18 protein-coding genes are annotated in these 25,173 nt (G+C 68.7%); 5 read left to right on the forward strand and 13 right to left on the reverse strand.

Annotated features, from left to right (window positions below; translation table 11 throughout):
* Positions 1–255 precede the first annotated feature (255 nt).
* The 5 genes from ACEN2M_RS13895 to ACEN2M_RS13915 all read right to left on the reverse strand — a co-directional run bounded on the left by ACEN2M_RS13895 (position 256) and on the right by ACEN2M_RS13915 (position 6,936).
* Entirely contained in the window at positions 256–1,728 is a 1,473-nt protein-coding gene (locus tag ACEN2M_RS13895) for a dihydrolipoyl dehydrogenase family protein (RefSeq protein WP_441648732.1), read from the reverse strand.
* A 90-nt stretch (positions 1,729–1,818) separates the two neighbouring features.
* Positions 1,819–3,081: an AI-2E family transporter gene (locus ACEN2M_RS13900; protein ID WP_441648733.1), complete on the reverse strand. Its 1,263-nt coding sequence runs from the start codon at positions 3,079–3,081 to the stop codon at positions 1,819–1,821.
* Between the two features lie 201 nt (positions 3,082–3,282).
* Positions 3,283–5,037: a pyruvate dehydrogenase gene (locus tag ACEN2M_RS13905; RefSeq protein WP_441648734.1), complete on the reverse strand. Its 1,755-nt coding sequence runs from the start codon at positions 5,035–5,037 to the stop codon at positions 3,283–3,285.
* Positions 5,038–5,119: 82 nt separating this feature from the next.
* Positions 5,120–5,965: an ABC transporter permease subunit gene (locus ACEN2M_RS13910; protein WP_441648735.1), complete on the reverse strand. Its 846-nt coding sequence runs from the start codon at positions 5,963–5,965 to the stop codon at positions 5,120–5,122.
* Positions 5,962–6,936, reverse strand: coding sequence for an ABC transporter ATP-binding protein (locus ACEN2M_RS13915; protein ID WP_441648798.1), 975 nt, complete (start codon positions 6,934–6,936; stop codon positions 5,962–5,964). The genes ACEN2M_RS13910 and ACEN2M_RS13915 overlap by 4 nt, the downstream gene beginning before the upstream one ends.
* Positions 6,937–7,027: 91 nt before the next feature.
* Between ACEN2M_RS13915 and ACEN2M_RS13920 the strand changes: the two genes are divergently transcribed.
* Positions 7,028–8,950, forward strand: coding sequence for a glycoside hydrolase family 127 protein (locus ACEN2M_RS13920; RefSeq protein ID WP_441648736.1), 1,923 nt, complete (start codon positions 7,028–7,030; stop codon positions 8,948–8,950).
* Between the two features lie 11 nt (positions 8,951–8,961).
* On the opposite strand, the gene ACEN2M_RS13925 is transcribed toward ACEN2M_RS13920, so the two are convergent.
* Positions 8,962–9,993, reverse strand: a complete 1,032-nt coding sequence (locus ACEN2M_RS13925) for a LacI family DNA-binding transcriptional regulator (protein ID WP_441648737.1) — start codon at positions 9,991–9,993, stop codon at positions 8,962–8,964.
* A 311-nt stretch (positions 9,994–10,304) separates the two neighbouring features.
* Between ACEN2M_RS13925 and araB the strand changes: the two genes are divergently transcribed.
* Genes araB through araA form a run of 3 tightly spaced genes read left to right on the forward strand, consistent with a single transcriptional unit; the run spans position 10,305 to position 14,244 of the window.
* Positions 10,305–12,011, forward strand: a complete 1,707-nt coding sequence (araB, locus tag ACEN2M_RS13930; RefSeq protein WP_441648738.1) for a ribulokinase — start codon at positions 10,305–10,307, stop codon at positions 12,009–12,011.
* Positions 12,012–12,013: 2 nt separating this feature from the next.
* A complete protein-coding gene (locus tag ACEN2M_RS13935; protein ID WP_441648739.1) occupies positions 12,014–12,721 on the forward strand; it encodes an L-ribulose-5-phosphate 4-epimerase in 708 nt (235 codons plus the stop codon).
* Between the two features lie 2 nt (positions 12,722–12,723).
* Positions 12,724–14,244, forward strand: coding sequence for an L-arabinose isomerase (gene araA / locus ACEN2M_RS13940; RefSeq protein ID WP_441648740.1), 1,521 nt, complete (start codon positions 12,724–12,726; stop codon positions 14,242–14,244).
* A gap of 66 nt (positions 14,245–14,310) precedes the next feature.
* On the opposite strand, the gene ACEN2M_RS13945 is transcribed toward araA, so the two are convergent.
* A complete protein-coding gene (locus ACEN2M_RS13945; protein ID WP_441648741.1) occupies positions 14,311–15,864 on the reverse strand; it encodes a tetratricopeptide repeat-containing diguanylate cyclase in 1,554 nt (517 codons plus the stop codon).
* Between the two features lie 311 nt (positions 15,865–16,175).
* On the opposite strand from ACEN2M_RS13945, the gene ACEN2M_RS13950 reads away from it, so the two are divergent.
* Positions 16,176–16,589: a PLD nuclease N-terminal domain-containing protein gene (locus ACEN2M_RS13950; RefSeq protein WP_441648742.1), complete on the forward strand. Its 414-nt coding sequence runs from the start codon at positions 16,176–16,178 to the stop codon at positions 16,587–16,589.
* A 20-nt stretch (positions 16,590–16,609) separates the two neighbouring features.
* Here ACEN2M_RS13950 and ACEN2M_RS13955 read toward each other — a convergent pair whose 3' ends face one another.
* The 6 genes from ACEN2M_RS13955 to uxaC form a co-directional block, all read right to left on the reverse strand.
* Complete coding sequence (locus ACEN2M_RS13955; protein ID WP_441648743.1) at positions 16,610–18,901, reverse strand: putative bifunctional diguanylate cyclase/phosphodiesterase; 2,292 nt, start codon at positions 18,899–18,901, stop codon at positions 16,610–16,612.
* Positions 18,902–19,009: 108 nt separating this feature from the next.
* Positions 19,010–19,651 carry a bifunctional 4-hydroxy-2-oxoglutarate aldolase/2-dehydro-3-deoxy-phosphogluconate aldolase gene (locus ACEN2M_RS13960; protein ID WP_441648744.1) on the reverse strand — a complete coding sequence of 214 codons (642 nt, stop codon included), beginning with the start codon at positions 19,649–19,651 and terminating at the stop codon, positions 19,010–19,012.
* A 13-nt stretch (positions 19,652–19,664) separates the two neighbouring features.
* Entirely contained in the window at positions 19,665–20,675 is a 1,011-nt protein-coding gene (locus ACEN2M_RS13965) for a sugar kinase (RefSeq protein WP_441648745.1), read from the reverse strand.
* Positions 20,651–22,195, reverse strand: a complete 1,545-nt coding sequence (locus ACEN2M_RS13970) for a UxaA family hydrolase (RefSeq protein ID WP_441648746.1) — start codon at positions 22,193–22,195, stop codon at positions 20,651–20,653. Before ACEN2M_RS13970 ends, ACEN2M_RS13965 begins: the two co-directional genes overlap by 25 nt.
* A gap of 45 nt (positions 22,196–22,240) precedes the next feature.
* Positions 22,241–23,692: a glycoside-pentoside-hexuronide (GPH):cation symporter gene (locus tag ACEN2M_RS13975; RefSeq protein ID WP_441648747.1), complete on the reverse strand. Its 1,452-nt coding sequence runs from the start codon at positions 23,690–23,692 to the stop codon at positions 22,241–22,243.
* Between the two features lie 69 nt (positions 23,693–23,761).
* Positions 23,762–25,147, reverse strand: a complete 1,386-nt coding sequence (gene uxaC / locus ACEN2M_RS13980) for a glucuronate isomerase (protein WP_441648748.1) — start codon at positions 25,145–25,147, stop codon at positions 23,762–23,764.
* Between the last annotated feature and the right edge of the window lie 26 nt (positions 25,148–25,173).

Consider the following 25,173-nt stretch of genomic DNA (forward strand, 5'->3'; position numbering starts at 1 on the left):
CTCACCAGGGTGCCCTGTGGCTACTCGCGAGAATGAGCGTGCGCCAACTCGCAAGAGCGGCCGTGTGGCTGCCTCCGCGCGCTGAGGTGACCACATCCCCGCTCTCGCGGGATGCCGCTCGCTGGGGCGACCGGGGCAGCTCACCAGGGTGCCATGCGGCTACTCGCGAGAATAAGCGTGCGCCAACTCGCGAAAGCGGCCGTGTGGCTGCCTCCGCGCGCTGAGGTGACCACATCCCCGCTCTCGCGGGATTACTCAGGGGGCAGCGGGGGCAGCGGGGGCAGCGGGGGCAGCGGGGGCGGCCTCGGCCAGCAGGGAACGGGCGGCCAGGCCGATGATGGCGCTGTAGGTGGGGTAGGCGAACCGCACGTGGGCGAGGGTTGCCACATCCACGCCGGCGGCGATGGCGGTGGTCACCGACTGCACCACCTCGATCGCGTTCTCGCCCACCGCATGGGCGCCGAGGATCAGCTCCCGGCGCCGGTCGGCGATGAGCATCAGGAACCCGCGTTCCCTGTCGTCGATCACGGCCCGGTCCAGGTTCGCGTACGGCACCGTCGCGACGACGCAGAGCGGGTCCCTGGCGCGGGCCTCGACCTCGGTGAGCCCGACCCCGGCGTAGTCGGGGTCGGTGAATCCGCCGGCGGGCAGCAGGTGGTGCGGGGTGCGCCGGTTGGTGCCGAGCACCGCGTTCTCGGCCGCGGCCTCGCCCTCGAACTGCGCGGCCTGCACGAGCATGTCGCGGCCGTTCGCGTCTCCGACGGCGAAGATGTGCGACACCTCACTGCGGAAGTACTGATCGACGGGCACCGCCGAGCGCACCGTGGCGACGCCGGCGTTCGCCAGGCCCAGGTCGTCGACATCCGCCGGCCAGCCTGTCGCCATGATCACGGCGTCGAAGCTCCCGGCCACAGGGTCGCCGGCCGCCCGCCAGGTGAGCACGATCGAACCGTCCGGCTGCTTCACCAACGACTCGACGGTGTCGATGCCGGTCACCACCTGGGTGCCCTGCTCGCGGAACGCCTGGGTGACCCCCGCGGAGACGGCGGCGTCCGAGGCCATCAGGATGCGCGGCGCCACGTCGAGCAGCGTCACCCGTGAGCCGAACGAGCTGAAGATCGTGACCAGCTGGGCACCGGTGTTGCCGCCGCCGATCACCGCGAGGCGTTCGGGCAAGGCTGGCAGGCCGAGCACGTGCTCAGGTACCGTCGCCAGGTCGGCGCCTGGGATAGGCAGCCGGCGGGAGTGGCCGCCGACACAGATCAGGATGTTGTCGGCGCTGAGGCGGCGCCCGCTGTCGAGGACGACGGTGTGCGGGTCGACGAACCGGGCCCGTCCCTCGAGCACGAGATCGATGCCGGCGTTGCTGAACCGCTCGGCCTCCCGCTTGATCGAACGCACCCTGTCGACGGATGCGGTGACCCTGGCGGCCGTGGTGCGCCAGTCGAACCGCTGCACGACGGCCTCGATGCCGTAGGCCTCGGCCGTGCGCACCTCGCGCATGAGCCTGGCCGCTTTGGCGAGCGCCCGGGTGGGCACACAGCCCGTGTTCACGCAGGTGCCGCCGGTGCGATCCGACTCGACGACGACGACCCTGGCGCCAAGCTCGGCAGCCCGAAGCGCCGCGGCGGTGCCGGCGGGCCCGGCTCCGATCACGAGAACGTCGTAGTGCGGCATCGGTTCTGTACTGGACTCGGTCACGGCGGGATCGGCGGGATCGGCGGGCATGAAAACCTCCTGGCAGCAGAACGGAGCACCGATCCTGCCAGCGGGTCCTGTGAAAAGGCCCCGGCCGCGTGATCCGCTCGGGCGCCGGCCTTAGCGGCGGGGTCGCGGCGTATTCCTGCCGGCCTTGCCTGCACCAGGTTTGGCCGCACCGGACTTGGCCGCACCGGACTTGGCCGCACCGGCCTTGGCCGCACCGGACTTGGCCGCACCGGACTTGGCCGCACCGGATTTGGCCGCACCGGATTTGGCCGCACGGCCGGCCCTCCGCAGGGCGCGTTGCCGGGCATCCTCGGTCTTCATCTGCGTGCGCGTTTCGTCGAGGTCGCCGATCAGCGGTCGCCACCACGCGGCCGCGGGGTCGGCGTCCACCAGGATGGTGCGGATCAGCAGGGTCAGCGGTATCGCCAGGATGGCCCCGATGGCGCCGAGCACGATGGCCCAGAACAGCACGGATGCGAAGGTGAGCGACTGGCTGAGGGCCACCGCGTTGCCCACCACCCGGGGCTGCACGATCGACTGCACCACGCCGTTCACGATCGCGTAGATCACGATCACGGGCAGCGCGAGCTCCCACCCCCCGACCAGGAACGCGAACACTGTGGGCGGGATGATGGCGATGAAATAGCCCACATTGGGGATGAAGCTGCAGAGGAAGGACAAGAGCCCCCAGAGGAAGGCGCCCGGCACCCCGAGCAGCACCAGTGCGAGGGCGTTCAACACCCCCTGGGCGATGCCGAGGAGGGTGGTGGCCACCATGTAGCGGCGCACACTGGAGGCGAAGTTGGTGAGGGCCGCAACCAGGGTGGGCCGGGAGGGCTGCAGCTGGCGGAGCAGGGTGGGCAGGTAACCCGCATCCGCGGCCATCAGGATCAGCATGGTGAGCACGATCACGAGCGCGACCGTGATGTTGGTGATGCTGCCGAAGATTCCGGAGACGAACGGCACTAGGTTGCCCGGGTCGAAGCTCGCCTCCACGGCCTGCACCTGCGCGGTTCCGAAGCCGATGCTCGCGAGCCAGTCGGCCACACTGGCGCCGATGTCGTCGAGCTGGCTGGCGAACTGGGGCAGCAGGGCGGCGAACTGGCCGAGGGCCAGGCCCAGCGCCGCCACGAAAGCCGCGAGCACGATGAAGACCGTCGCCACGACCGACCCGGTGGCCAGGCCCCGCGGCACGCCGTGCCGCTCGAGGCCTCGGCGCACCGGGTGGGCGCAGATGGTGAGCACCAACGCCAGCAGGATGGGCGCCGCGATGCCGGCGATGGCGGCCAGACCGAAGACCGTGACCGTGGCCCCGCCCAGGCCGACGAGGATCGCGGTGTTGCGGTAGGACAGCACCCGCGGGGCGGGGATCATTCCCCCGGCCCCGGCGGCGCCGCCCGGGCGGGCCCCTGGAGCCTCATGGTCGGCCTCCGCCCCTGATCGGGTCCTGGATCGGCGTCGCCACATGCGGGCTCCCTGCTCTGCGTCAGTCAGCGTCAGGCACAGTGTCCTCCCCCGCCGCCCAGCGCGGCGTCACCCGTTTCGGGTGAGCCGAACGGAGCCGGGCGCCCGGCGTCACAGACCGGGCAGGTGCCGGATGTTGGACCTCGCCATCTGCACGGCCTCGCCGACCCCGCCGTTGAGCACGGTCTTCGACAGGGCCAGCGCGAAGCCCTTCACCTGCTTGGCGGTGACGTTGGGCGGCAGCGACAGCGCCAGCGGGTCGGTCACGATGTCGACCAGGGCGGGACCGTCGTGGGCGAAGGCCGCCGTCAGCGCGCTCCTCAGCAAGCCCGGATCTTCCACGCGCACCGCATGGAACCCGAGCGCGGCAGCGACGGCGGCGTAGTCGACCGCGGGTACGTCCACCCCGAAGTCGGGATACCCGTCGACGAACATCTCCAGCTTCACCAGCCCCAGGGTGGAGTTGTTGAACACCACGACCTTCACCGGCAGCTTCTGCGCGGCGATGGTGATGAGCTCGCCGAGCAGCATGGCCAGTCCCCCGTCGCCGCTGATGGTGACCACCTGCCGGGTGGGATAGGCGCTCTGGGCGCCGATGGCCTGCGGCACCGCATTGGCCATCGAGCCGTGCAGGTACGAGCCGATCAGCCGGCGACGCCCGTTGGGGGTGAGATAGCGGGCCTGCCAGACGTTGCCCATGCCGGTGTCGGCGGTGACGATGGCGTCGTCTGCGACCAGTTCGTCGAGCATCGCGGCCGCGAACTCCGGGTGGATCGGCCGGCCGTGGTCGACATCCGTGTAGGTGCCCACCACCGAGGTGAGCAGTTTGTCGTGCTCCTTGAGGGTGCGCTCGAGGAAGGTCCGGTCGGGCTTTCTCGTCACCAGCTCGGTGAGGGCCGCGAGGGTGGCCGCCACATCGCCGTGCACCGGATGCGTGACGCTGGCCCGCCGGCCCAGGTGGGACGGGTCGGTGTCGACCTGGGCGATGATCACTTTGTCGCCGTCGGGCAGGAACTGCTCGTAGGGGAAGTCGGTGCCCAGCAGCAGCACCAGGTCGGCGTCGTGGATGCCGGCATGCGCCGCCCCGTAGCCGAGCAACCCGGTCATGCCCACATCGAAGGGGTTGTCGTACTGGATCCACTCCTTGCCGCGGAGGCTGTGCCCAACGGGCGCGGCCACGAGATCGGCGAAGGCCACCACCTCGTCGTGGGCGCCGGCGACCCCGGCACCGGCGAAGATCGCCACGGTCTTCGCCCTGTTGATGGCGTCGGCCAGGGCGTTCACATCGACCGCCGCGGGCACCACGGTGGGCCGGCCGGGCAGCACAAAACTGGGCGCGGAACCCTCGGCGGCCAATTCGGCGATGTCACCGGGCAGGGTGAGAACCGAGACACCGCCGAGCGCGAGTGCGTGCCGCATGGCCGCGTTGACCACCTTGGGCGACTGCTCGGCGGAGGAGATCAGCTCCCGGTAGTGCGAGCACTCCACAAAAAGCCGGTCCGGGTGGGTCTCCTGGAAGAAGCTGCTGCCGATCTGGCCGGTCGGGATGTGGCTGGCGATGGCAAGCACCGGCGCCCCGCTGCGGTGAGCGTCGTAGAGCCCGTTGATCAGGTGCAGGTTGCCCGGTCCGCAGCTGCCCGCGCACACGGCCAGTTGACCGGTGAGCTGGGCCTCGGCGCCGGCCGCGAACGCCGCCGCCTCTTCGTTGCGCACGTGCACCCAGTCGATGCCGCCTTTGGCGGCTCCGCCGGTGCGGCGGACGGCGTCGACGACGGGATTGAGGCTGTCCCCGACGATGCCGTAGATGCGGCGCACCCCGGCGTCCACGAGTTGGGCGATGATCTGGTCTGCGACAGTCTGAGCCATCGGTCCAGTCAACCGTGCGTGGCCGGGCCGGGGATATCCCTCCGAGGCACATTCAGTGAACTCACAGCGGCTGGGAACCGGCTCAGACCCCCACGTCCCGCTGCCGCAGGGTGAGGGCCGCCACAGCGCCCAGCAGCACGGCCGCCAGGTAGAACCAGGCCAGGGTCCAGGCATCCGTGCCGTTGGCCAGCGGGCTGTCGCCGAAGGCCGCGTGATAGGGCGAGAAGGCGCGCAGCCACTCCAGGTCGGCGCTCTGGTTGCCGATGGCGTTGAACACGTAGCCGAGCACGGCCACGGCCGCGCCACCGCCGATGCCCCACACCTTGCGGCCGGACAGGGCGCCGCAGAGCAAGGCGGCGCTGCCGCAGACCAGCGCGAGACCGCCGAAGAGCAGGCAGGTCACGGCCAGGTTCCCCACCTCCAATTCCAGGCCGGCCGGTGCGTTCCAGAACAGCACCACCAGGAATGCGACCAGGGCCAGGACGAGGATTTTGACCGCCAGCGCGGCGAATCGCTGAACGGCCACCTGCACCCGGGTGACTCCGTGGGCGAGGGTCAGTTCGAGCTGGCCGGACTCCTCGTCGCCGCCGATCGCAGCGGCTCCCCAGCTGATGGCGGCGATGCTGATCAGCAGGAATCCGATGAGCCCGAAGAAGGTGGACTGGGTGTACCCGGCGCCGGTCTCGATCTGTTGATAGTTGATGGTGCGGGTGAGCTCGGGCGGCAGGCTGTCGATGAGCTGCTGCATCTGGGTGTTGCCGGACAGGCTGGGGAAGATCGGCAGGTAGAGGCAGAGCGCGGCCGTGAAACCGACGGACCAGCCGAGCAGCGAGCGCCAGCCGTCGACGAGGGCCCTGGTGAAGATCGGCAGCGGCGTGCGCCGCTCCACCTCGCCCTGCGCGGCCGGGGGCGCCGTGCGCACGGTCATGACCGGTCCTCGGGCGCCGAATACAGCCTCAGCACCGATTCTTCGAGGTCGGGCTCCTCGACCACCAGGTCGGTGAGGTCCAGGGTGGCGATGGCCCGCACGAACGGCGAGAGCGCCCCGCCGAGCACTGCCGTGGCCTCGGCACCGGTCGCCGTCGCTCGGCAGTCGAGCTCGGCCACACCGTCGAGGGCGGCCAACCTGGAGTGCAACTCCGCGGTGCGGATGCCGGTGGCGCTCATCCGCAGGTGGCGGATCGCTGTGTCCCGGAGCGCGTCGACCCCCGACACCGTGATGATGCGGCCGTCGCGCAGGATCGCGACCTCGTCGGCGGCCTGTTGGATCTCGCTGATGACGTGCGACGAGAGGAACACTGTCTGACCGGCGGCCCTGGCCTCCCGCACCAGGCCGAGGAACTCCTGTTGCATGAGCGGGTCGAGCCCGCTGGTCGGCTCGTCGAGCACCAGCAGGTCGGGCCGGTGCATGAACGCCTGCACGATGCCCAGTTTCTGCTTGTTGCCCTTCGAGAGGGTGCGCACCGTGCGATCCAGGTCAAGGCCGAACCGCTCGGCCAGTTCGTCGACCCGGCCCAGCGGCACCGGCCCGGAGATGTTGGCGTAGTGCCGCAGCAGCCGGCGGCCGGTGACGCGGCCCTCCAGGATCAGTTCGCCGGGCAGGAACCCGATCCGGCGCCGGAGTTCCGGGCCGGCGTTGCGGGAGTCGGTGCCCAGCAGGGTCGCCCGGCCCGAGGTGAGCCGGATCAGGTCGAGCAGCGCCCGCATGATGGTGGTCTTGCCCGCGCCGTTCGGCCCGATCACGCCGAAGACGCTGCCACGCGGAATTGTGAAGCTGACGCCGTCGAGGGCGACGGTTCTGCCGAACCTCTTCACCAGGTCCACCGCGTCGACGGCGATGTCGACGCCCGGGTCGACGGACGTGTGGACGGCGGAATCGGAGGACGAACGCGAGGTCATCACGATGCCGAGCCTAGGCATCCACCCGGCCGCCCACAAGCGATACTGTTTACAACGTTAGAATTTGATCTCACCCAGCTCAGGAGCAGCCATGGCAACGAAGCCGTCCAGTCCCTCGTCTCGCGGACCCGTCGAGCCGACCGTGTCCGCGTCGGTGGCCCTCCGGCCGGCCCGGGCGGCCACGATCACCGGCGGATTCTGGTTCGACAGGCAGCAGGCCAACCGGCGGGCCGGCCTGCCGGACGGCCGGCGTCAACTCCACGTCGCCGGCAACGAGGAGAACCTCGACACGGCGGCCCTGGGGCTGCCACCGCTACGCGCCGGGGAACGCATCGATCCCGGCGCGAGCGGACTCGACGCCGACTCCACCGGCTACCGGGGCCCGGTCTTCATGGACTCCGACGTCTACAAGTGGCTCGAGGCCGCGGCCTGGGAACGCCAGCGTGAGGTCAGTGACGAGCTGGCCGCCGACCAGGAGCGCCTGACCGGGCAGATCAGCGCCGCCCAGCAGACCGACGGCTACCTCAACTCCTTCGTGCAGATCGTCACCGGCGCCCCGTGGGCGGATCTGCGGGTGAGCCACGAGCTGTACTGCGCCGGCCACCTCATTCAGGCTGCCGTCGCCGCGCACCGTTCCAGCGCAGACGCCGAGCTGCTCCGGGTGTCCGGCCGGTTCGCCGACCTGCTCGTCGACACCTTCGGGCCCGGGCGCTCCCCCGAGGTCGACGGGCACCCCATCATCGAGATGGCCCTGGTGGAGCTGTACCGGGAGACCGGCACCACGCGCTACCTCGACCTGGCCCGGTTCGCGGTCGAGCAGCGCGGACGCTCCGAGCAGCACGGCCGGCCGGAGGATTTTGTGTACTTCTCCGACCGGGTGCCCGTGCGGGAGGCGACCACCCTCGAGGGCCACGCCGTGCGCGCCCTCTACCTGGCCGCCGGGGCCACCGACGTGGCGATCGAGACCGGCGACCCTGACCTGCTCGCCGCACTCGAGACGCAGTGGGAGAACGTGGTCGAAGCGAAGATGTACCTCACCGGCGGGCTCGGAGCGCGGTGGGAGGGCGAGTCGTTCGGTGACCCGTTCGAGCTGTCGCCGGACACCGCGTACGCGGAGACCTGCGCGGCCATCGCCAGCGTGCAGTGGAGCTGGCGACTGCTGCTGGCCACCGGCCGGGCGCGCTACGCCGATCTGATCGAGCGCACGCTGTTCAACGGGATGCTCGCCGGCGTCTCCCTCGACGGCGAGAGCTTCTTCTACGCCAACGTGCTGGCCTCCAGGGGCGGCACCGAGCCCACCTCGAGCATCGACCCCGTGCGCGGCCGGCAGCGCTGGTTCAGCACAGCCTGCTGCCCGCCGAATGTCATGCGCACCTTGGCACAGCTGCAGCATTACCTGGCCACCCAGTCGGCCAGCGGGCTGCAGGTGCACCAGTACGCACCGGGATCGGTCGCGGCCGAGTTGGCCACCGGTTTTCTCGCCCTCGAGGTGACCACCGATTATCCGCATCACGGCGAGGTGCGCCTCACCCTCACGGCCGTTCCCACCGGCCGGGCCACGGTGTCGCTGCGCGTGCCGGCGTGGGCGGTCAGGGCCACGGCGAGTGTCAACGGGGAGGCTCTGCTTGTGCTGCCGGGCAGCTACCTCGAGATCGACCGCGCCTGGGCGGTGGGCGACAGCATCCTTCTCGAGCTGCCGTTGACGGTCCGGCTCACCGCGCCCGACCCGCGGATCGTCAGCGTGCGCGGCACCGTCGCGATCGAACGCGGCCCGCTCGTGTACTGCCTGGAAGAGGCCGATCAGCCGGCCGGCGCCGAATTCGTCGACCTCCGGGTGGACGTCGGTGCCGCCCCGGACGCGCACAGCGAGAGGGCCGAGATCCTGGGCGGCACCGTCATGGTCACGGTACCCGGGCAGCTCGACGGTGCCGCGGTCACGCTCCGCGCCATTCCCTACGCGCTCTGGGCCAACCGCGAGCATGGCTCGATGCGGGTCTGGATACCGACGGCCTGACCGGGTCGGCGTCAGCCGCGGCGCCGCGGGGCGGCCGTGCTCTCCCGCACGATCAGCTCGGGTGCGATGGCCGGGAGCATCTCGGCGGGACCACCGCCCATCAGCTGCAGCAGCCGGTCAACCGCGAGGCGGCCGACCTCATTGAAGTCCAGCCGGATCGTGGTGAGCCCCGGCTGGAAATACCTGGCCTCGCTCATGTCGTCGAAACCCACGACGCTCACGTCGCCGGGCACCGACAGGCCGCGTTCGGACAGGGCCTTCATGAGGCCCAGCGCCATGGAATCGTTGGCCGCGAGGACCGCGGTGATGGACGGGTCCTCGGCGATGAGCAGGCCGGCCCGGTAGCCCGAGTCGGCGGTCCAGTCGTCCGTGGCGAACTCGGCGCTGACGGCGCTGCGGGCGGCGGCCAACTCCGTCAGCCATCCGGTTCGGCGTGCGTCAGAGGCCATCCAGCCGCGCGGTCCGGCCACGTGGCACACCGTGTCGTGCCCGAGGTCGAGCAGGTGCCGGGTGGCCAGGCGTGCCCCGAGGGCGTCGTCCATCGATACCGCGTGGGAACTGGCCGGCGCACCCTGGTCGAAGCGAACGATGGGAACGCCCAGGTCCAGTCCGGTGAGCACAGGGGCCGCCGCCGACATCGGCGCCAGGACGACGATGCCGTCCACCGAGTCACCCAGCAGGGTGTCCAGGGCCGCCCTGATGCTGCCCGGATCGACATCGGAGATGCTGACCAGGCTGGTGGCGTAGCCGTTGCGGCGCGCCTCCTCGGCGACACCGAACAGCACCATGGTCGAGCCGTGCACGGGCAGGGAGTAGCTGAGCACCCCGAGGTTCATCGACCGGTTCGTGGCCAGGGCGCGCGCCGCCGAATTGCGGTTGTACCGCAACTGGGTGATGGCCCGCTCGACCCGCTCCCGCACCTCGGGGCCCACATTGCTGTGGCCGTTGACGACCCGCGACACGGTCTGCTGGGAGACACCGGCGAGCCTGGCCACGTCGATCATCCGCACGCTGCGAGCCGCCGGCCTGGGGCTCTCGCTCACCGGGTAGACCCGACGCGCACCTGCATAATCCGAGAAGTCAGCATGGGCCAAGAATACGCCACCCCGTAGCCATGAGAGCGCACTATCGCGATTCCTGTCGACGCCCGCTGTCGGTACGGATGCGGCATGCAAACCGTTGATTTGACAGGCCGCAATCAGGAATCGCCCGCGCAGATTCCACCCGTCTAATTCTGATAGTGCGCTAACACTGACCGGTGATAGTGCGCTAACATCCAAGAGCGGCGTCACGTCCGCAGCCCCACCCCTCCAGCCAGATCCAACCAGCCAGACCCTGACAAGGAAGTCGATCAGTGACGAACATCGCACCCCCGCGTGAAACAGACCCGTCTCCCACTGAGGAGTCCTATGTGATCGGGATCGACTACGGCACCCTGTCCGGCCGGGCCGTGGTGGTTCGCGTCTCCGACGGGGTGGAGCTGGGCAGCGCCACGCTCGACTACCCGCACGCCGTGATGGACACCGTGCTCGCGTCCACCGGCGCAGCACTGCCGCCGGAGTGGGCGCTGCAGGTTCCGCAGGACTACGTGGACGTGCTCAAGAGCGCCGTTCCGGCCGCTGTCGCGAACGCGGGCATCGATCCCGCCCGGGTGATCGGCGTCGGCACCGACTTCACGGCCTGCACCATGGTGCCGACCCTGGCCGACGGCACCCCGCTGAACGAGGTGCCGGAATACGCCGGCCGGCCGCACGCGTACGTCAAGTTGTGGAAGCACCACGCGGCGCAGGCGCACGCCGACCGGATCAACGCGCTCGCCGCGGCGCGGAACGAGTCCTGGCTGCCGCGGTACGGCGGGCTGATCTCCAGCGAATGGGAATTCGCCAAGGGCCTGCAGCTGCTCGAGGAAGATCCCGAGCTCTACGAGCGGATGGACCACTGGGTGGAGGCGGCGGACTGGATCGTCTGGCAGCTCACCGGCCGGTATGTGCGCAACGCCTGCACCGCCGGGTACAAGGGCATTCTGCAGGACGGCGTCTACCCGAGCGAGGACTTCCTCGGTGCGCTGAACCCCGCCTTCGCCCAGTTCGCAAACGACAAGGTCGCGCACGAGATCGGTCAGCTGGGCGCATCCGCCGGCGGCCTGTCCGCCCAGGCCGCGGCGTGGACCGGTCTGCCCGAGGGCATCGCTGTGGCGGTCGGCAACGTCGACGCCCATGTCACCGCCCCGGCCGCGCAGGCTGTACTGCCGGGCCAGATGGTGGCGATCATGGGCACCTCCACCTGTCACGTGATGAACTCTGACCACCTCGCCGAGGTCCCCGGCATGTGCGGCGTCGTCGACGGCGGCATCGTTTCGGGCCTATACGGCTACGAGGCCGGCCAGTCCGGGGTCGGGGACATTTTCGCCTGGTACGTGAAGAACCAGGTTCCGGCCCGCTACTACGACGCCGCGGCGGAAGCCGGCCTGAGCATCCACCAGCACCTGACCGAGCTGATCAAGGATCAGCCCGTCGGCGGTCACGGCCTCGTGGCCCTGGACTGGCACTCGGGCAACCGGTCGGTGCTGGTGGACCACGAGCTCTCCGGCCTGGTTGTCGGCACGACCCTCACGACCCGCACCGAAGAGGTGTACCGGGCGTTGTTCGAGGCGACGGCGTTCGGCACCCGCACCATCGTGGAGACCTTCAACGCCAGCGGGGTACCCGTCACGGAGTTCATCGTCGCCGGCGGGCTGTTGAAGAACGCCTTCCTCATGCAGACCTACTGCGACATCCTGCGCCTGCCGATCTCCACCATCGCCTCTGAGCAGGGCCCTGCGCTCGGTTCGGCGATCCACGCGGCCGTCGCCGCCGGCGCCTACCCCGACGTGCGGTCTGCCGGCCAGGTGATGGGCAAGCTGAACAAGAGCGTGTACACGCCCAACGAAGCCGCCGCCACGGCGTACGACGCGTTGTTCGCCGAGTACACGTTGCTGCACGACTACTTCGGGCGCGGCACCAACGAGGTCATGCACCGTCTGAAAGCCCTGAAGCGCAACACAACGAAGGCGGATTCCTGAAAATGAAATCCTTTGGACCCGAACTCGACGCCGCGATCGACCGCGTGCGTGCGGAGGTCGCCCGGCTGCACGGTGAGCTCACCGCCAACGGCCTGGTCGTCTGGACCGGCGGGAACGTCTCCGGCCGAGTGCCCGGCGCGGACCTGTTCGTGATCAAGCCCTCCGGCGTTGACTACGCCGACCTGGCACCGGAGAACATGATCCTCTGCGACCTCGACGGCAACGTCATCCCGGAGACCCCCGGCGCCGACCGGTCGCCGTCCAGCGACACGGCCGCGCACGCCTACGTCTACCGGCACATGAGCGAGGTCGGCGGGGTCGTGCACACGCACTCCACCTACGCCACAGCCTGGGCCGCCCGCGGCGAAGAGATCCCCTGCGTGATCACCGCGATGGCGGACGAGTTCGGCGGACCGGTCCCAGTGGGCCGGTTCGCGATCATCGGCGACGACACCATCGGCCAGGGCATCGTCGAGGCCCTCACCGGGCACCGTTCCCGCGCCGTGCTGATGCAGAACCACGGCCCGTTCACCATCGGCAAAGACGCCCGCGACGCGGTCAAGGCCGCCGTCATGGTCGAAGACGTCGCCCGCACCGTGCACCTCGCCCGGCAGGGCGGCGAGCTCATCCCGATCCCGCAGGCCGCGATCGACTCCCTCTTCAACCGCTACCAGAACGTCTACGGACAAGCACCGCAAGGAGCACTCTAAATATGTCAACCGCACTCAACACCAACCTCGACCAGTACGAAGTCTGGTTTCTCACCGGCAGCCAGAACCTCTACGGCGAGGAAACCCTGCGCCAGGTGGCCGAACAGTCCCAGGCCATCGCCGAGGCCCTCGGCGCGTCTCCTGACGTGCCGGTCCGCGTCGTCTGGAAGCCGGTCTTGAAAGACGCCGAGTCGATCCGCCGGGCGGCCCTGGACGCGAACGCCGACGACAGGGTGATCGGCCTGATCGCGTGGATGCACACGTTCTCGCCGGCGAAGATGTGGATCGGCGGTCTCAACGCGCTGACCAAGCCGTTGCTGCACCTGCACACCCAGGCCAACGTCGAGCTGCCCTGGGCCGAGATCGACTTCGACTTCATGAACCTCAACCAGGCCGCCCACGGCGACCGCGAGTTCGGCTACATCCAGACCCGCCTGGGCGTGTCCCGCAAGACCGTCGTCGGCCACGTCTCCAACCCTGTCGTCAGCGCGTCCATCGGAACCTGGACCCGCGCTGCCGCCGGCTGGGCAGCATCCACCAGCATGAAGCTGGCCCGCTTCGGCGACAACATGCGTTACGTCGCCGTCACCGAGGGCGACAAGACCGAAGCCGAACTGCGCTTCGGCGTGCAGGTGAACACCTGGTCGGTGAATGAACTCGCCGAGTCCGTGCACGCGGCCACGGCTGCCGACATCGACGCCCTCGTCGCCGAATACGAGGAGCTCTACGACGTCGCGCCCGAGCTGAAGGCCGGCGGCGACAGGCACGAGTCCCTCCGCTACGGCGCCGCGATCGAGCTGGGCCTGAAGTCCTTCCTCGAAGCCGGCGGCTTCAGCGCCTTCACCACGAACTTCGAAGACCTCGGCGCGCTCAAGCAGCTGCCCGGCCTGGCCGTGCAGCGGCTGATGGCCCAGGGTTACGGCTTCGGCGCCGAGGGCGACTGGAAGACCGCGATCCTCGTGCGCGTCGCGAACGTGATGGGATCCGGCCTGCCCGGCGGGGCGAGCCTGATGGAGGACTACACCTACGACCTCACCCCCGGCTCCGAGCTGATCCTCGGCGCGCACATGCTCGAGGTCAGCCCGTCGCTGGCCACCGAGAAGCCCACCCTGGAGATCCACCCGCTCGGCATCGGCGGCAAGGAGGACCCGGTGCGCCTGGTCTTCAACGCCGCCCCCGGCCCCGCCGTCGTGGTCGCGATGAGCGACATGCGCGACAGGTTCCGCCTCACCGCGAACGTGGTCGAGGTCGTCGAACCCACCGAGGCCCTGCCCAAGCTGCCCGTCGGCCGCGCCGTCTGGAAGCCCGCACCCGACTTCGCCACCTCGGCTGCAGCCTGGCTCACCGCCGGCGCCGCCCACCACACCGTGATGTCCACGGCCGTGGGCATCGAGGTGTTCCAGGACTTCGCCGAGATCGCCGGCACCGAGCTACTCGTCATCGACGACAACACCACCCTGCGGGACTTCTCGCGCGAGGTGCGCTGGAACCAGGCGTACTACCGCCTGGCGCAGGGCCTGTAGCGCCCGACCACACCGAACGCCCCCGTGCGGACTTGTCTGCGCGGGGGCGTTTCGGCGTGGTGGGGGTCAGTCCCCGGCGTGCACGACCCGGTTGCGGCCGTCCCGCTTGGCCACGTACATTCGCACGTCAGCGGCCCGCAACAGCGACGAGCTAGTGTCGGAGTCGTCGGGGGCGTGGGCGACGCCCAGGCTCGCGGTCACCCGCAACCCGGGGGCGATGGGCGACCAGTCGTGTCCGGCGACGGCCTGCCGCACCTCTTCGCTGAGGGCGTTCACGGCGGTCGCGTCGAGACCGGGCAGGATCAGCAGGAACTCCTCCCCGCCCAAGCGGGCCGCGATGGCCCCGGGAACCGGCTCGACGGCATCCGTCAGAATGCGGCCAAGCGCCCTGAGCACCTTGTCGCCGACCTCGTGGGAGAGGGTGTCGTTGATGCGCTTGAAGTGGTCGACGTCGAGCATCGCGATGCCGACAGGCGCACCGCCCTCGCGCAGCAGCGACAGCAGCATGCCGAGGTGTTCGTCGACGAACCGGCGGTTGTGCAACTCGGTCAGCGGGTCGCGTTCGGCCATCTCGCGGTAGTGCTCACTTTCCCGGCGGGACTCGGCGGTCTGGAACATGGCCTCGAGGATTCGGCCGCGGGCTTCGTTTTCGCTGGCCCCGAGCGCGATGGACTGCGCGTGATAGCCGCGATACGCCTCGAACGCGGCGCGGAAGTCCTCCCTCTCGGCGTGGATTTCGGCTTGCTCCCGCATCGCCTCGGTCGCCCAGCGCACCAGGCTGTGCTCGGTGGTCAGCTGGCTGCACTGGTCGATGACGGCCTGGGCGAGGTCGAGGCGGCCCAGCCGCCGGTAGGTCTCGGCGAGCGTCACCTGCGCGGCGGCGATGCTGTCCGGGTGGTAGTCGACGGGTTTGGCCTCCAACGCCGCAATCAGTGTGGCCGCGGCGTCCTCGAGCCGGCCCGCGGTGAGGTAGACCCTGGCGATGGTCTCCCTGGCGTACATCCCGATGGGACGGCCATGGAGCGTGGACAGGGAGATCAGGCTTTCGACGGCGGCCATGGCCTCGTCGTGATTCCCGGCCAGGTACTCGGTATAGGCCAGGTTGTTCAGGATCTGGTAGCGGATGCTGGTTTCCGGGTCGTCGATCACCAGACGGAGGGCCTCGTTGTACCGCCGGCGCGCCTCCTCGAACGACCCGCCCGAGCCCAGCGCGTCTGCCAGGGTCAGCCGGGCGGCGGCCCGCATCAGCGGCACCTCGGACTCGTCGAGCAGGTCGTTCGTCGCGACAGCGTGTTCGAGCGAGAGCGCCCGGTCGCCCACCAGCTCGAAGATGGAGCCGAGCACATCGTGGCACCGGGACTGCAGGGTCAGCTCGCCGTTCCGTTCGGCCCAGCGCAAGATGTGCTGCACCTCGGCGGCGCCTTGGCGCGGATCTCCCCTGCGGGTCATGATCGACGCCACCTGCACCCTGAGGCGGCGGTTCACCGCACCACGGTCCTCTGTCCCCAGCTCGGCCAGCCAGGACTGGGCGGCCTCGAGCGCGACATCCTTGTCGATCCAATACTGACGCTCGACCCAGGCCAGACGCTCATCGATCGTTTGCTGCTCGACTATCGTCACCGCGCCCGCACTCCCCCACAGTCGTTCCGGCGCCGCACCCATGCCGGTTGCGCCCAGCCTAGCCGTCCACCAAACGTTGCCCAGCGGGATCGCCGGTTCCGGGCCGGATGCCCCACGGACTGGGGCATTCGAGTGGTCCATCGCCGGCCCGGCCTCACCCCGGCTTCGAAAATCGCCCCGCCCGTTCTCACCCGTTCCGGGTGATCCAGAACGGGCCTGTGTGATTACCGTGAATACCAGCCGGGGACTGTGACGCGCTGCGCACGCAGCGGGAGGACCTCGACCAGACGTTACAGAGAAAGGTGCCGACCATGAGTTTCTGGTCTAATTTCTGGGATTTCATCGGATTCTTCTTTTGGACATTCGTGTTCGTGTCCTACCTGTTCGCACTCTTCGCTGTGATCATCGACGTGTTCCGGGATCGCACCCTGAACGGTTGGGCCAAGGCGGCGTGGCTGTTGTTCATGGTCTTCGTGCCGATCTTGACGGTGCTCGTGTATGTCATCGCCCGTGGCAAGGGCATGGCCGAACGTCAGGTCAGCGCCGGCATGCAGGAGCGGGCGAACACCGACGAGTACATCCGGTCGGTCGCCGGCAGCAATCCCGCGCAGGACATCGCCCAGGCCAAGCACCTGCTCGACTCCGGTGCGATCACCCAGGGTGAGTACGCGCTGCTCAAGGACAGGGCGCTGGGTAACACGCAGGCCCGATCAGACGTGGTCTGACTCGGAGGCCGTACCCAGCGTCAGAGCTGGTTGGTGGTCTCGGGTTCCAGGTCGCGGCGGGTCGCCAACCAGGTGTCGAGTTCCAGGGCGGGCACGGGGTGCGACATGAAGAAGCCCTGCGCGTGGTCGCACCCATACCTGGCCAGTTCGTCGTAGGCCACCCCGCTCTCAACGCCCTCGGCGACCATGCGCAGGCCCAGGCTGTGGGCCAGGTCGATAGTGGAGGCCACCAGCGAGGCGGCGCGCGCGTCGTCGGCCATCGGCAGCACGAATGACCTGTCCAGCTTGAGCTCGTCGATCGGCAGATCGCGCAGGTAAGACAGCGAGCTGTAGCCGGTGCCGAAGTCGTCGACCGCGATCTGGATTCCCGCTTCGCGCAGCCGGGTGAGGATGGTTCTGGCCCTGGCCCTGTCGCTCATCAGGAAGTCCTCGGTGACCTCGAGCATCAGGGCCGACGGCGGCAGCTGCCGCACGACGACCATGCGCACGATCTCCTCGGGGAGGTCGACGTTCACGAGGGAACTTGCCGACATGTTGACCGCGATGGTGAGGTTCTGGCCCGCCGCCCGCCAGAGCACGGCCTGGTTGAGCGCCTTGGTCAGCACGATCCGGGTGAGCGCGTGCATCAGCCCGGCCTCCTCGACGAGGTCGAGGAAGGCTTCGGGCAGCAGCAGCCCGCGGGTCGGATGCTCCCAGCGAACGAGCGCCTCGACCCCGCTGACCTCGCCGGTCTGCAGATCGATTTTCGGCTGGTAATACACCACCAGCTGGTCGTCGCTGAGTGCCGTGCGCAGCTCCTGGAGGGTGCGGAGCCTGGTGTCTCCGTGGCTGTCGTCTTCGGATCGGTACAGGTGGTGGCCCAGCCGGCCGGACTTGGCCTTGTACATGGCCATGTCGGCGCGGCGCAGCAGGTCGCCGAGGTCGTGGCCCTGCTCGGGGAACAGGGCGATACCGATGCTGACGCTGGTCTGGACCGAGAGACCGTCGAGAGTGAAGGTCGCAGCGAGCGCGTCACGCAGTCTGAGCGCCACGGCCGTGGCCTCCGCCTCGCCAGCGTTCGGGAGCAGGATGGCGAACTCGTCGCCGCCGAGGCGGCTCAGCCTGGCGTCGTCCGGGAGCGCCGCCGCCAGGCGCCTGCTCACCTGCACCAGCAGGCCGTCGCCCACGTCGTGCCCGAGGCTGTCGTTGACCTCTTTGAACCGATCGAGGTCGAGCAGCATCAGGGCGCTGTGTCGTTGCCGGGTTGCGACCCTGTGCAGGGTGAGCAGCGCCGGCGCATCCGCGTAGAGGGCTCGCCGGTTGGGCAGGCCGGTGAGGTCGTCGGTGCGGGCCTGCCGGCGGAGCAACCGCTGCCGGAACACGAGCGGGATCGCGGCGAGGGACACCGTGAGGCTGGCCAGGACGATGGCGAGAACGGGCTGGACGATCTGCGTGCCGAGAATGAGGACACCCAGCCCGGCCGCGACGGCGACGGCCGGCACGAAGAGGGCCGGGGTCTTCTTGTCAGCGAGCGCCGGGCCTGTGTGCGGCCGCCCCGCCGCGTCGACCCACACTGCCATGAGGGCCAGGCCGAGGGCCCAGGCGGCGTCGAGGGGCAGCCCGACAGTGTAGGTCCCGCTCACTTCCAGGAGCGCATAGACGACGTCGGCGGCGGCGAAGACCACGAGTCCGCCGACCAGGAAGACCCAGCGCGGGCCCACGGTGAGCCCAGGTGCCGCGGCGATGCCGGCGACCGCGGCGACCAGGAGCAGGTCGAAGACCGGGTAGGCCACCGCCACAGCGGTGGCGAAGACAGCGGACTCATCGATCGCCGACGCGAGTACCGGGCCGAGCAGGGCGGTCAGGACGGCGGCAGACCCGATCGCGCCGACCGCGCTGTCCAGGAGCACCGACCAGGCCAGTCCGCGCATCTGGCTGCGCACGAGCACGATCAGGGCGGCGAGCATCAGCGGGTAGAACAAGAGGTAGCCCAGGTCGGCCGGGGACGGGAACGGGAGTTCCCCGCCGGCGCCCATCGCCACGACGTAGTAGGTATCTGCCGCCGCGTTGAACGTCACGGCGAGAGTGGCGAAGATCACGTCGCCCCGGGTGAACCCTGTGCGCAGAGTGGCGATCCAGAACACCACGACGGGAACCCACTGGGTGAGCTCGCCCAGCCAGGTGTCGACCAGGGGGTTGGGGCCGGCGCCGTGCAGCAGAAGCCCGGTCGTGTATGCGGCCACGAGCACGAAGACGGCCCAGATCAGCCAGCGGTCACCGACCAGCCGAAGATCGGTGTCACGCCGAGCTACCCGCACCTGACGCCCCCTCATGTCTAAGCCCAGCCTACCAACTGGCGACAGGTGACGAAGGTCCCGCAACCGCACAAAGGGGCCCCACAACCGGCTGGTCATGGGGCCCCCGGTGGAGCAGCGGGTCTGTTAGCGGACGCCGGCGATCAGCGCGCGCACCAGCTCGAGCTGGGCGTCGTCGGCGAAGGCTCCGGAGAGGCCGACGACGCTGGTGCCTGCGGCCAGGAAATCGGGGGCGTTCAGCGCCGTGACACCGCCGGTGGCGATGAAGTTCGTCTCGGGGTACGGCCCCTTCTGCGCCTTGACCCAGGCCGCGCCGAGCAGGGATGCCGGGAAGGCCTTGACCCAGGTGAGGCCCAGGGCGCGGGCCTGCAGGATCTCGGTGGCAGTGGCGATGCCGGGCAGGTGCGGGATTCCACGGCGCACGCTCTCGGCGATGATCGCGGGGTCCAGCCCGGGCGAAACCGTGAACGCGACGCCCACGTCCGTGGCGGCGTCGAGCTGCTCCATGGTGGTCACGGTGCCGGCACCGATGACCAGGCCGCGCTCGGCGGCGGCGTCGGCGACGGCCTGCAGCACAGGGACGGCGTCGATGGTCTGGATCGGGATTTCGACGTGTTCAACGCCGGCGTCCCAGGCGCGCACCGACAGGCGCACGGCTTCGGCGGCTGACAGGCCACGGAAGACGGCGATGACGGGGACCCTGAAAAAGGCGCCGGGGAACCACTGGGTGGTCTCGAGCGGCTGGAGGGTGGAGGTGACTGCGGTCATGATGCTGAACTCCTCAGTTCGAAGGCACGGATTCAAGGGTGGTGGTGTCGTCGGCCGACATGCGCTGGCCGAGGCCAGGACGGAAGTCCTCGCGGCTGCCCAGCGCCCACGCGGCGCGGGAGTGGCCGCGTTCGAGGCATTCGGCGGACGGAACGCCGAGGATCAGGCTGGACAGGTAGCCCGCCGCGAAGGCATCGCCGGCGCCGACAGGTTCGACGACCTCGACCTTGCGGGCCGGGACCGTGGTGATGATCTCGGTGCCGTCGGCCTGCCGGGCGAACTCGGTGGCGTCGATCGACGAGTCCTTCACCACCAGGTAGGGCAGGTCGGGCAGCAGGGCGCGCACGTCGGCGGCGGTGACGCATCCCCAGAGCACGGCGGCTTCGTCGAGACCCACCAGCACGACCGTGGCCTTCCGCGCCAGGGCGAGCAAGCGGGGTGCGGCCTCCTGCACCGACCAGATACCCGGGCGGAAGTTGATGTCGAACGAGACCGTCGCGTTCCATTCCGCGGCGTGGTCGAGCACGTGTTCCACCAGTGCGGAACAGCTCGCCGACAAGGCGGGGGTGATCCCGGTGGTGTGAATCCACCGGGCCCCGGCCAGCGGCCAGACGGCGGCATCCGCGATCTTCAGCGTGGATGCCGCCGAGCCTTGGCGGTAGTAGAACACGTGTGCTCCACTGCCGGTGTCGGGCTCCTTGAGGTAGAGCCCGGTCGGTGCGTCGGCCGTGCGGCCGACCCACCGAGTGTCGACGCCGGCGGCGGCCAGGGCGTCGATGATCTTGGTGCCGACGGGGTCGGCGCCCACAGTGCTGGCCCAGGCGACCCGGTGGCCCAACTCGGCCAGGTGCATGGCGACGTTGGACTCCGCGCCACCGGTGCCCAGGGTGAAGCCGTCTGCGGTGTTGAGCGGCATCGAGCTGGTGGGCGTGAACATACCCATCGTCTCGCCGAAGCACACGACAGTGGGCTGCTCGAGCGTGGTTCGGTGGCCGCCCATCACGTCACGGCCCCGATGTGCCACGGCACGAACTCTTCTTGGCCGACGTTGAATTCTTCGCTCACGGTCTGCTTGCCGCTGGCGACGGCGATGATCATGTCGAGGATCTCGGCGCCGACCTCGTCGACGGTGGCCGTGCCGTCAGCGATGCGGCCGGCATCGATGTCGATGTCGTCGCCCTGACGCAGGAACAGCTCGGTGTTGGTGCCCACCTTGATGCTCGGGGTGGGCTTGCAGCCGAAGACCGAACCGCGCCCGGTGGTGAAGACCACCACGGTGGCGCCGCCGGCGACCAGGCCGGTGACCGAGACCGGGTCGTAGCCGGGGGTGTCCATGAAGCCCAGGCCCCGCGTGTCGATCGGCTCCGCGTACTCGTAGACCGCAGAAAGGTCGGCGTGGCCGGCCTTGGCCACGGCGCCGAGCGACTTCTCCAGGATGGTGCTGATGCCGCCGGCCTTGTTGCCCGGGGAGGGGTTGTTGTCCATGGTGCCGCCGTTGGCGTGGATGTAGGTTTCCCACCAGTCGATCCGGTCGATCAGCTTGTGGCCGACCGCCGAGGTGGTGGCGCGGGCGGTGAGCAGGTGTTCGGCACCGTAGATCTCCGGGGTTTCGGCCAGAACGGATGTTCCGCCGTGAGCCACGAGAACGTCGGACGCCCAGCCCAGGGCCGGGTTGGCCGTGATGCCGGAGTAGCCGTCCGAGCCACCGCAGTTGAGCCCGAGCACGAGCTCGGAGATGTCGATCGGTTCGCGGCGGCGGGTGTTGATCTGTTCGGCCAGGGCGAGGATCTTCTCGACGCCGGCGGCGACGGTGTTGCGCATGCCGCCGGTCTCCTGAATCGAGAGGCTCTCCACGACGGTGTCACCGGGCAGGGTGCCCTCGGCCAGCACCAGGCTGGTGGGGGTCATCTCACAGCCGAGGCTGAGCATCAGCACGCCGGCGATGTTGGGGTGACGGGCGTAGCCGTTGAGCGTGCGCAGCAGAACCTGCGCGCCTTCGCTCTCGAGCACGAGGCCGCAGCCGCTCTGGTGGGTGAGAGCGATGACACCGTCGACGTTCTCGAACTTGTCGAGGGCGTCGCCACGGAACCTGTCGGCGATGAGCTTCGCCGTGGTGCCTGAGCAGTTGACGGTAGTGAGGATCGCGATGTAGTTACGCGTTCCGGCCCGGCCGTCGGCCCGGCGGAAGCCGTCGAAGAAACGACGTTCCGCCGGGACCGGCAGGTCGGTGTGCACGGTGCCGAATTCGTGGGTGCGAGCAGCGAGGTCCATGCCGATGTTGTGACTGTGCACCTGCTCGCCGCGGCTGATCGGGGCGGTGGCGACCCCGATGGACTGGCCGTACTTGTGCACGGTGGCTCCGACGCTCATGTCGGTGAGCGCGATCTTGTGGCCGCTCGGCACCAGCGTGGTGACGGTGAGGACGGTGTCCCCCACGGCGAGCGCTTCTGCGGGCTGGAGGTCCCGGAGGGCGACGGCTACGTCGTCGCCTTCGGCCATGACCAGCACGGAGGTACCGGCCTGGATGCTTTCAATGTGTGACATGGGAATCGATTCGTTAGGTGCTGCTGTTGTGCGTGACGGTCGGGTTTACGGCTGACCGATGATGCCCTTTTCCCAGCGACCGGCTTCGAGGTCGTGGGCGATGGAGGTGTACTTGTCGTCGGACAGGTTGTACAGGAAGTAGACGATCACGGCGGCCAGGGCGAGGGCGACGGCCGGGTAGAGGGTCATCACGGCCTTGATACCGAAGAGGGTTTCCTCCGACTGGGTGGCTCCCTGGGCGATGTAGCCGGTGACGGCGAGCATCCCGGCGCCCACCAGGGCGGCAATGGACTGGGCGATCTTGCGGGAGAAGTTGAAGGCCGCGTAGGTCATGGTCTCCTTGCGCACCCCGGTGTGCCATTCGCCGTAGTCGATGGTGTCGGAGACGAAGGCCCAGGTGACAGCGTTCGGGATGGCCAACGCCATGTAGCCGATGGTCACCAGGAGCATGAAGGTCCACAGGTTGGTGGGGATGATGAAGTTGAGGCCGTTGGCGATGACGCCGATGATGAAGCCGCCCATGGCGGTGCGCTTCTTGCCGAACCGGCCGACCAGGCGGGGCACGAACATGATGCCCACGATGGAGGCACCGATCATCACCAGGTTGAGGATGGGCTGCAGGGCGATGTTGCCGAGGTTGTACTCGGCGAAGAAGATCATCATCATGTTGTTCACGTTCATTGCGGAGATCGTGAAGAGGGTCATCAGCACCAGGCCGAGCAGGGGACGGTTGGTGAAGATCGCCTTGGCGTAGTCCTTCATGCCGTTCTGTTCGAAGCCCACGGCACGGTTGACGTAGACGCGTTCCTTGGTGCCCCGGTAGCAGACGTAGAACGAGACGATGCCGATCAGGGCGAAGACGGCGGATGCCCACATGTAGTTGGCGCCGGTCATGCCGCCGAACACCATCATGATCGGGATGAACGCGAAGCCGCAGATCCACTGGGCGCCGAGCGAGCCCGCCTGCCGGGTGGTGGCGAGCTGGGCGCGGTCCTTGATGTTGCGGGTCATCACCGACGCCAGCGACCCGTACGGGTCGTTGGTGAAGGAGTAGATGAGGCCCCAGATGGCGTAGGTGGCGGCGGCGTAGGCGATCTTCCAACCCATGCTGACGTCGGGCATGGTGAAGGTGACGACGGTCATCACGCCGAGGAGGATGGAGGAGACCATCATCACCGGGCGGAACTTTCCGCGCTTGCCGAACTTGCGGCTGTCGATGTAGGCGGCGGCGATCGGGTCCATGAACGCGTCGAAGATCTTGGCGAGCGAGAAGATCAGGGCCACGACGCCGGCGGCGATACCGGCGGTGTCGATCCAGAACTTGGTCAGGTACGACTGGCCCAGGTCGAACATGAACCCGTTGCCGAAGTCACCGAACCCGTATGAGACCTTTTCCTTGGTGGAAATGCGCTCGATGACCGGGGCGGTGGCGGTCGAACCGGCCTGGCCGGCAGGGCCGGCAGCTGCGCCGACGTCAATACCATTATCAATAGCCATGACTCACATACACTCTTTCACTTGTCTTAGGGGGGTGCTGGATAGCTGTGGTGCGGGAACCGGCCTGGCTTAGAGGCCGAAGTAGTTGTTCGCGTTGTTGAAGCAGATGTCTTCGACCATCTGGCCGAGGACCGCCTCGTCGTCGGGGACCTCGCCGATCTCTGCCCACTCGCCGACGAGTTCGCAGAGGACCCGGCGGAAGTACTCGTGCCGCGGGTAGGAGAGGAAGCTGCGGGAGTCGGTGAGCATGCCGACGAAGTTCGACAGCAGGCTCTCTTCCGCGAAGGTGGACAGCTGCAGGCGCATGCCGTTGCGGGTGTCGTTGTGCCACCAGGCGCTGCCCAGCTGCATCTTCTGAACGGTCTCCTTCTGGTAGGAGCCCATCAGGGTGGCCAGGACCAGGTAGTCGTTCGGGTTCAGCGAGTAGAGCATGGTGCGCGGGATGGAGTCCTCCGACTCCATCGAGTCGAACAGCGCGGCGAGCGGTTCGGCGATGGCCCGGTCGTTCATGCCGTCGTAGCCGGTGTCCGGGCCGAGCTTGCCGAGCATCACCTGGTTGGTGTTGCGCAGGGCGTGCAGGTGCAGCTGCATGGTCCAGTTCTTCACGTGGTACATGCGCATCAGCGCCTTGAGCACATTGGTGCGGTACTGGGCGTTTTCTGTCGCGGTCAGGGTGCCGCCGGCGATGGCGGTGGCGACGATCGTGTCGAGCTCGGCCTCGGTGGCTTCGGCGTACACGACGATATCGAGGGCGTGGTCGGACAGCCGACCACCCATGGAGTGGAAGAAGTCCACCCGGGCGGTGAGCGCGGCGACGATGTCGCTGAAGGTACCGATCCGAACGCCCGCGGAGGCGCCGAGCGTCACCAGGTAGTCGGCGAAGCCGGCCGCGTGGATGTTCATGGCCTTGTCGGGGCGGAACGCCGGGACGACGGTGAACGCCTTCTCGCTCTTCAGCAGTTCGTGGAAGTGCAGGTCGTCGGCAGGGTCATCGGTGGTGCAGATCGCGGTGACGTTGCTGGAACGGATCAGGCTGCGGCGCGAGAACGACGCGGTGGCCAGCAGGGCGTTGGCCCGGTCATAGATCTCACGGGCGGTCTCGCGGCTCAGCGTCAGGTCGATGTCGAAGAAGCGTCTCAGTTCGAGGTGCGCCCACACATAGAGCGGGTTACCGAGGGCCTTCTCGACGGTGCCGGCCCAGGCGTAGAACTTGTCGAAGTCTTCGCCGTCGCCGGTGATGAGGTTCTCCGGCACGCCGTTGGCGCGCATCAGGCGCCACTTGTAGTGGTCGCCCTTCAGCCACACCTCGGTGATGCTGGCGAAGTTCAGGTCTTCGTAGATCTCCTGAGGACTGAGGTGACAGTGGAAGTCGATGATCGGCATGTTCTTGGCGTGGTTGTGAAACAGCTTCTTCGCCATGTCGGTGCCGAGCAGGAAGTCGTCGTTGAGGAGCATGATCTGCGGTCCTTTGTGTGTGTGTG

It is taken from the genome of Cryobacterium sp. W22_MBD10_FK3 (assembly GCF_052113745.1).
GTDB lineage: Bacteria > Actinomycetota > Actinomycetes > Actinomycetales > Microbacteriaceae > Cryobacterium.

What these genes read in the sequence shown, in the direction of transcription:
- araA (WP_441648740.1), top strand. Translation starts at nt 12,724, where the DNA reads ATGTCAACCGCACTCAACACCAACCTCGACCAGTACGAAGTCTGGTTT.
- ACEN2M_RS13905 (WP_441648734.1), bottom strand. Translation starts at nt 5,037, where the DNA reads ATGGCTCAGACTGTCGCAGACCAGATCATCGCCCAACTCGTGGACGCC.
- uxaC (WP_441648748.1), bottom strand. Translation starts at nt 25,147, where the DNA reads ATGCTCCTCAACGACGACTTCCTGCTCGGCACCGACATGGCGAAGAAG.
- ACEN2M_RS13960 (WP_441648744.1), bottom strand. Translation starts at nt 19,651, where the DNA reads ATGACCGCAGTCACCTCCACCCTCCAGCCGCTCGAGACCACCCAGTGG.
- ACEN2M_RS13920 (WP_441648736.1), top strand. Translation starts at nt 7,028, where the DNA reads ATGGCAACGAAGCCGTCCAGTCCCTCGTCTCGCGGACCCGTCGAGCCG.
- ACEN2M_RS13950 (WP_441648742.1), top strand. Translation starts at nt 16,176, where the DNA reads ATGAGTTTCTGGTCTAATTTCTGGGATTTCATCGGATTCTTCTTTTGG.
- ACEN2M_RS13910 (WP_441648735.1), bottom strand. Translation starts at nt 5,965, where the DNA reads ATGACCGTGCGCACGGCGCCCCCGGCCGCGCAGGGCGAGGTGGAGCGG.
- ACEN2M_RS13935 (WP_441648739.1), top strand. Translation starts at nt 12,014, where the DNA reads ATGAAATCCTTTGGACCCGAACTCGACGCCGCGATCGACCGCGTGCGT.
- ACEN2M_RS13975 (WP_441648747.1), bottom strand. Translation starts at nt 23,692, where the DNA reads ATGGCTATTGATAATGGTATTGACGTCGGCGCAGCTGCCGGCCCTGCC.
- ACEN2M_RS13900 (WP_441648733.1), bottom strand. Translation starts at nt 3,081, where the DNA reads ATGATCCCCGCCCCGCGGGTGCTGTCCTACCGCAACACCGCGATCCTC.
- ACEN2M_RS13895 (WP_441648732.1), bottom strand. Translation starts at nt 1,728, where the DNA reads ATGCCCGCCGATCCCGCCGATCCCGCCGTGACCGAGTCCAGTACAGAA.
- ACEN2M_RS13915 (WP_441648798.1), bottom strand. Translation starts at nt 6,936, where the DNA reads ATGACCTCGCGTTCGTCCTCCGATTCCGCCGTCCACACGTCCGTCGAC.
- ACEN2M_RS13970 (WP_441648746.1), bottom strand. Translation starts at nt 22,195, where the DNA reads ATGTCACACATTGAAAGCATCCAGGCCGGTACCTCCGTGCTGGTCATG.
- ACEN2M_RS13955 (WP_441648743.1), bottom strand. Translation starts at nt 18,901, where the DNA reads ATGAGGGGGCGTCAGGTGCGGGTAGCTCGGCGTGACACCGATCTTCGG.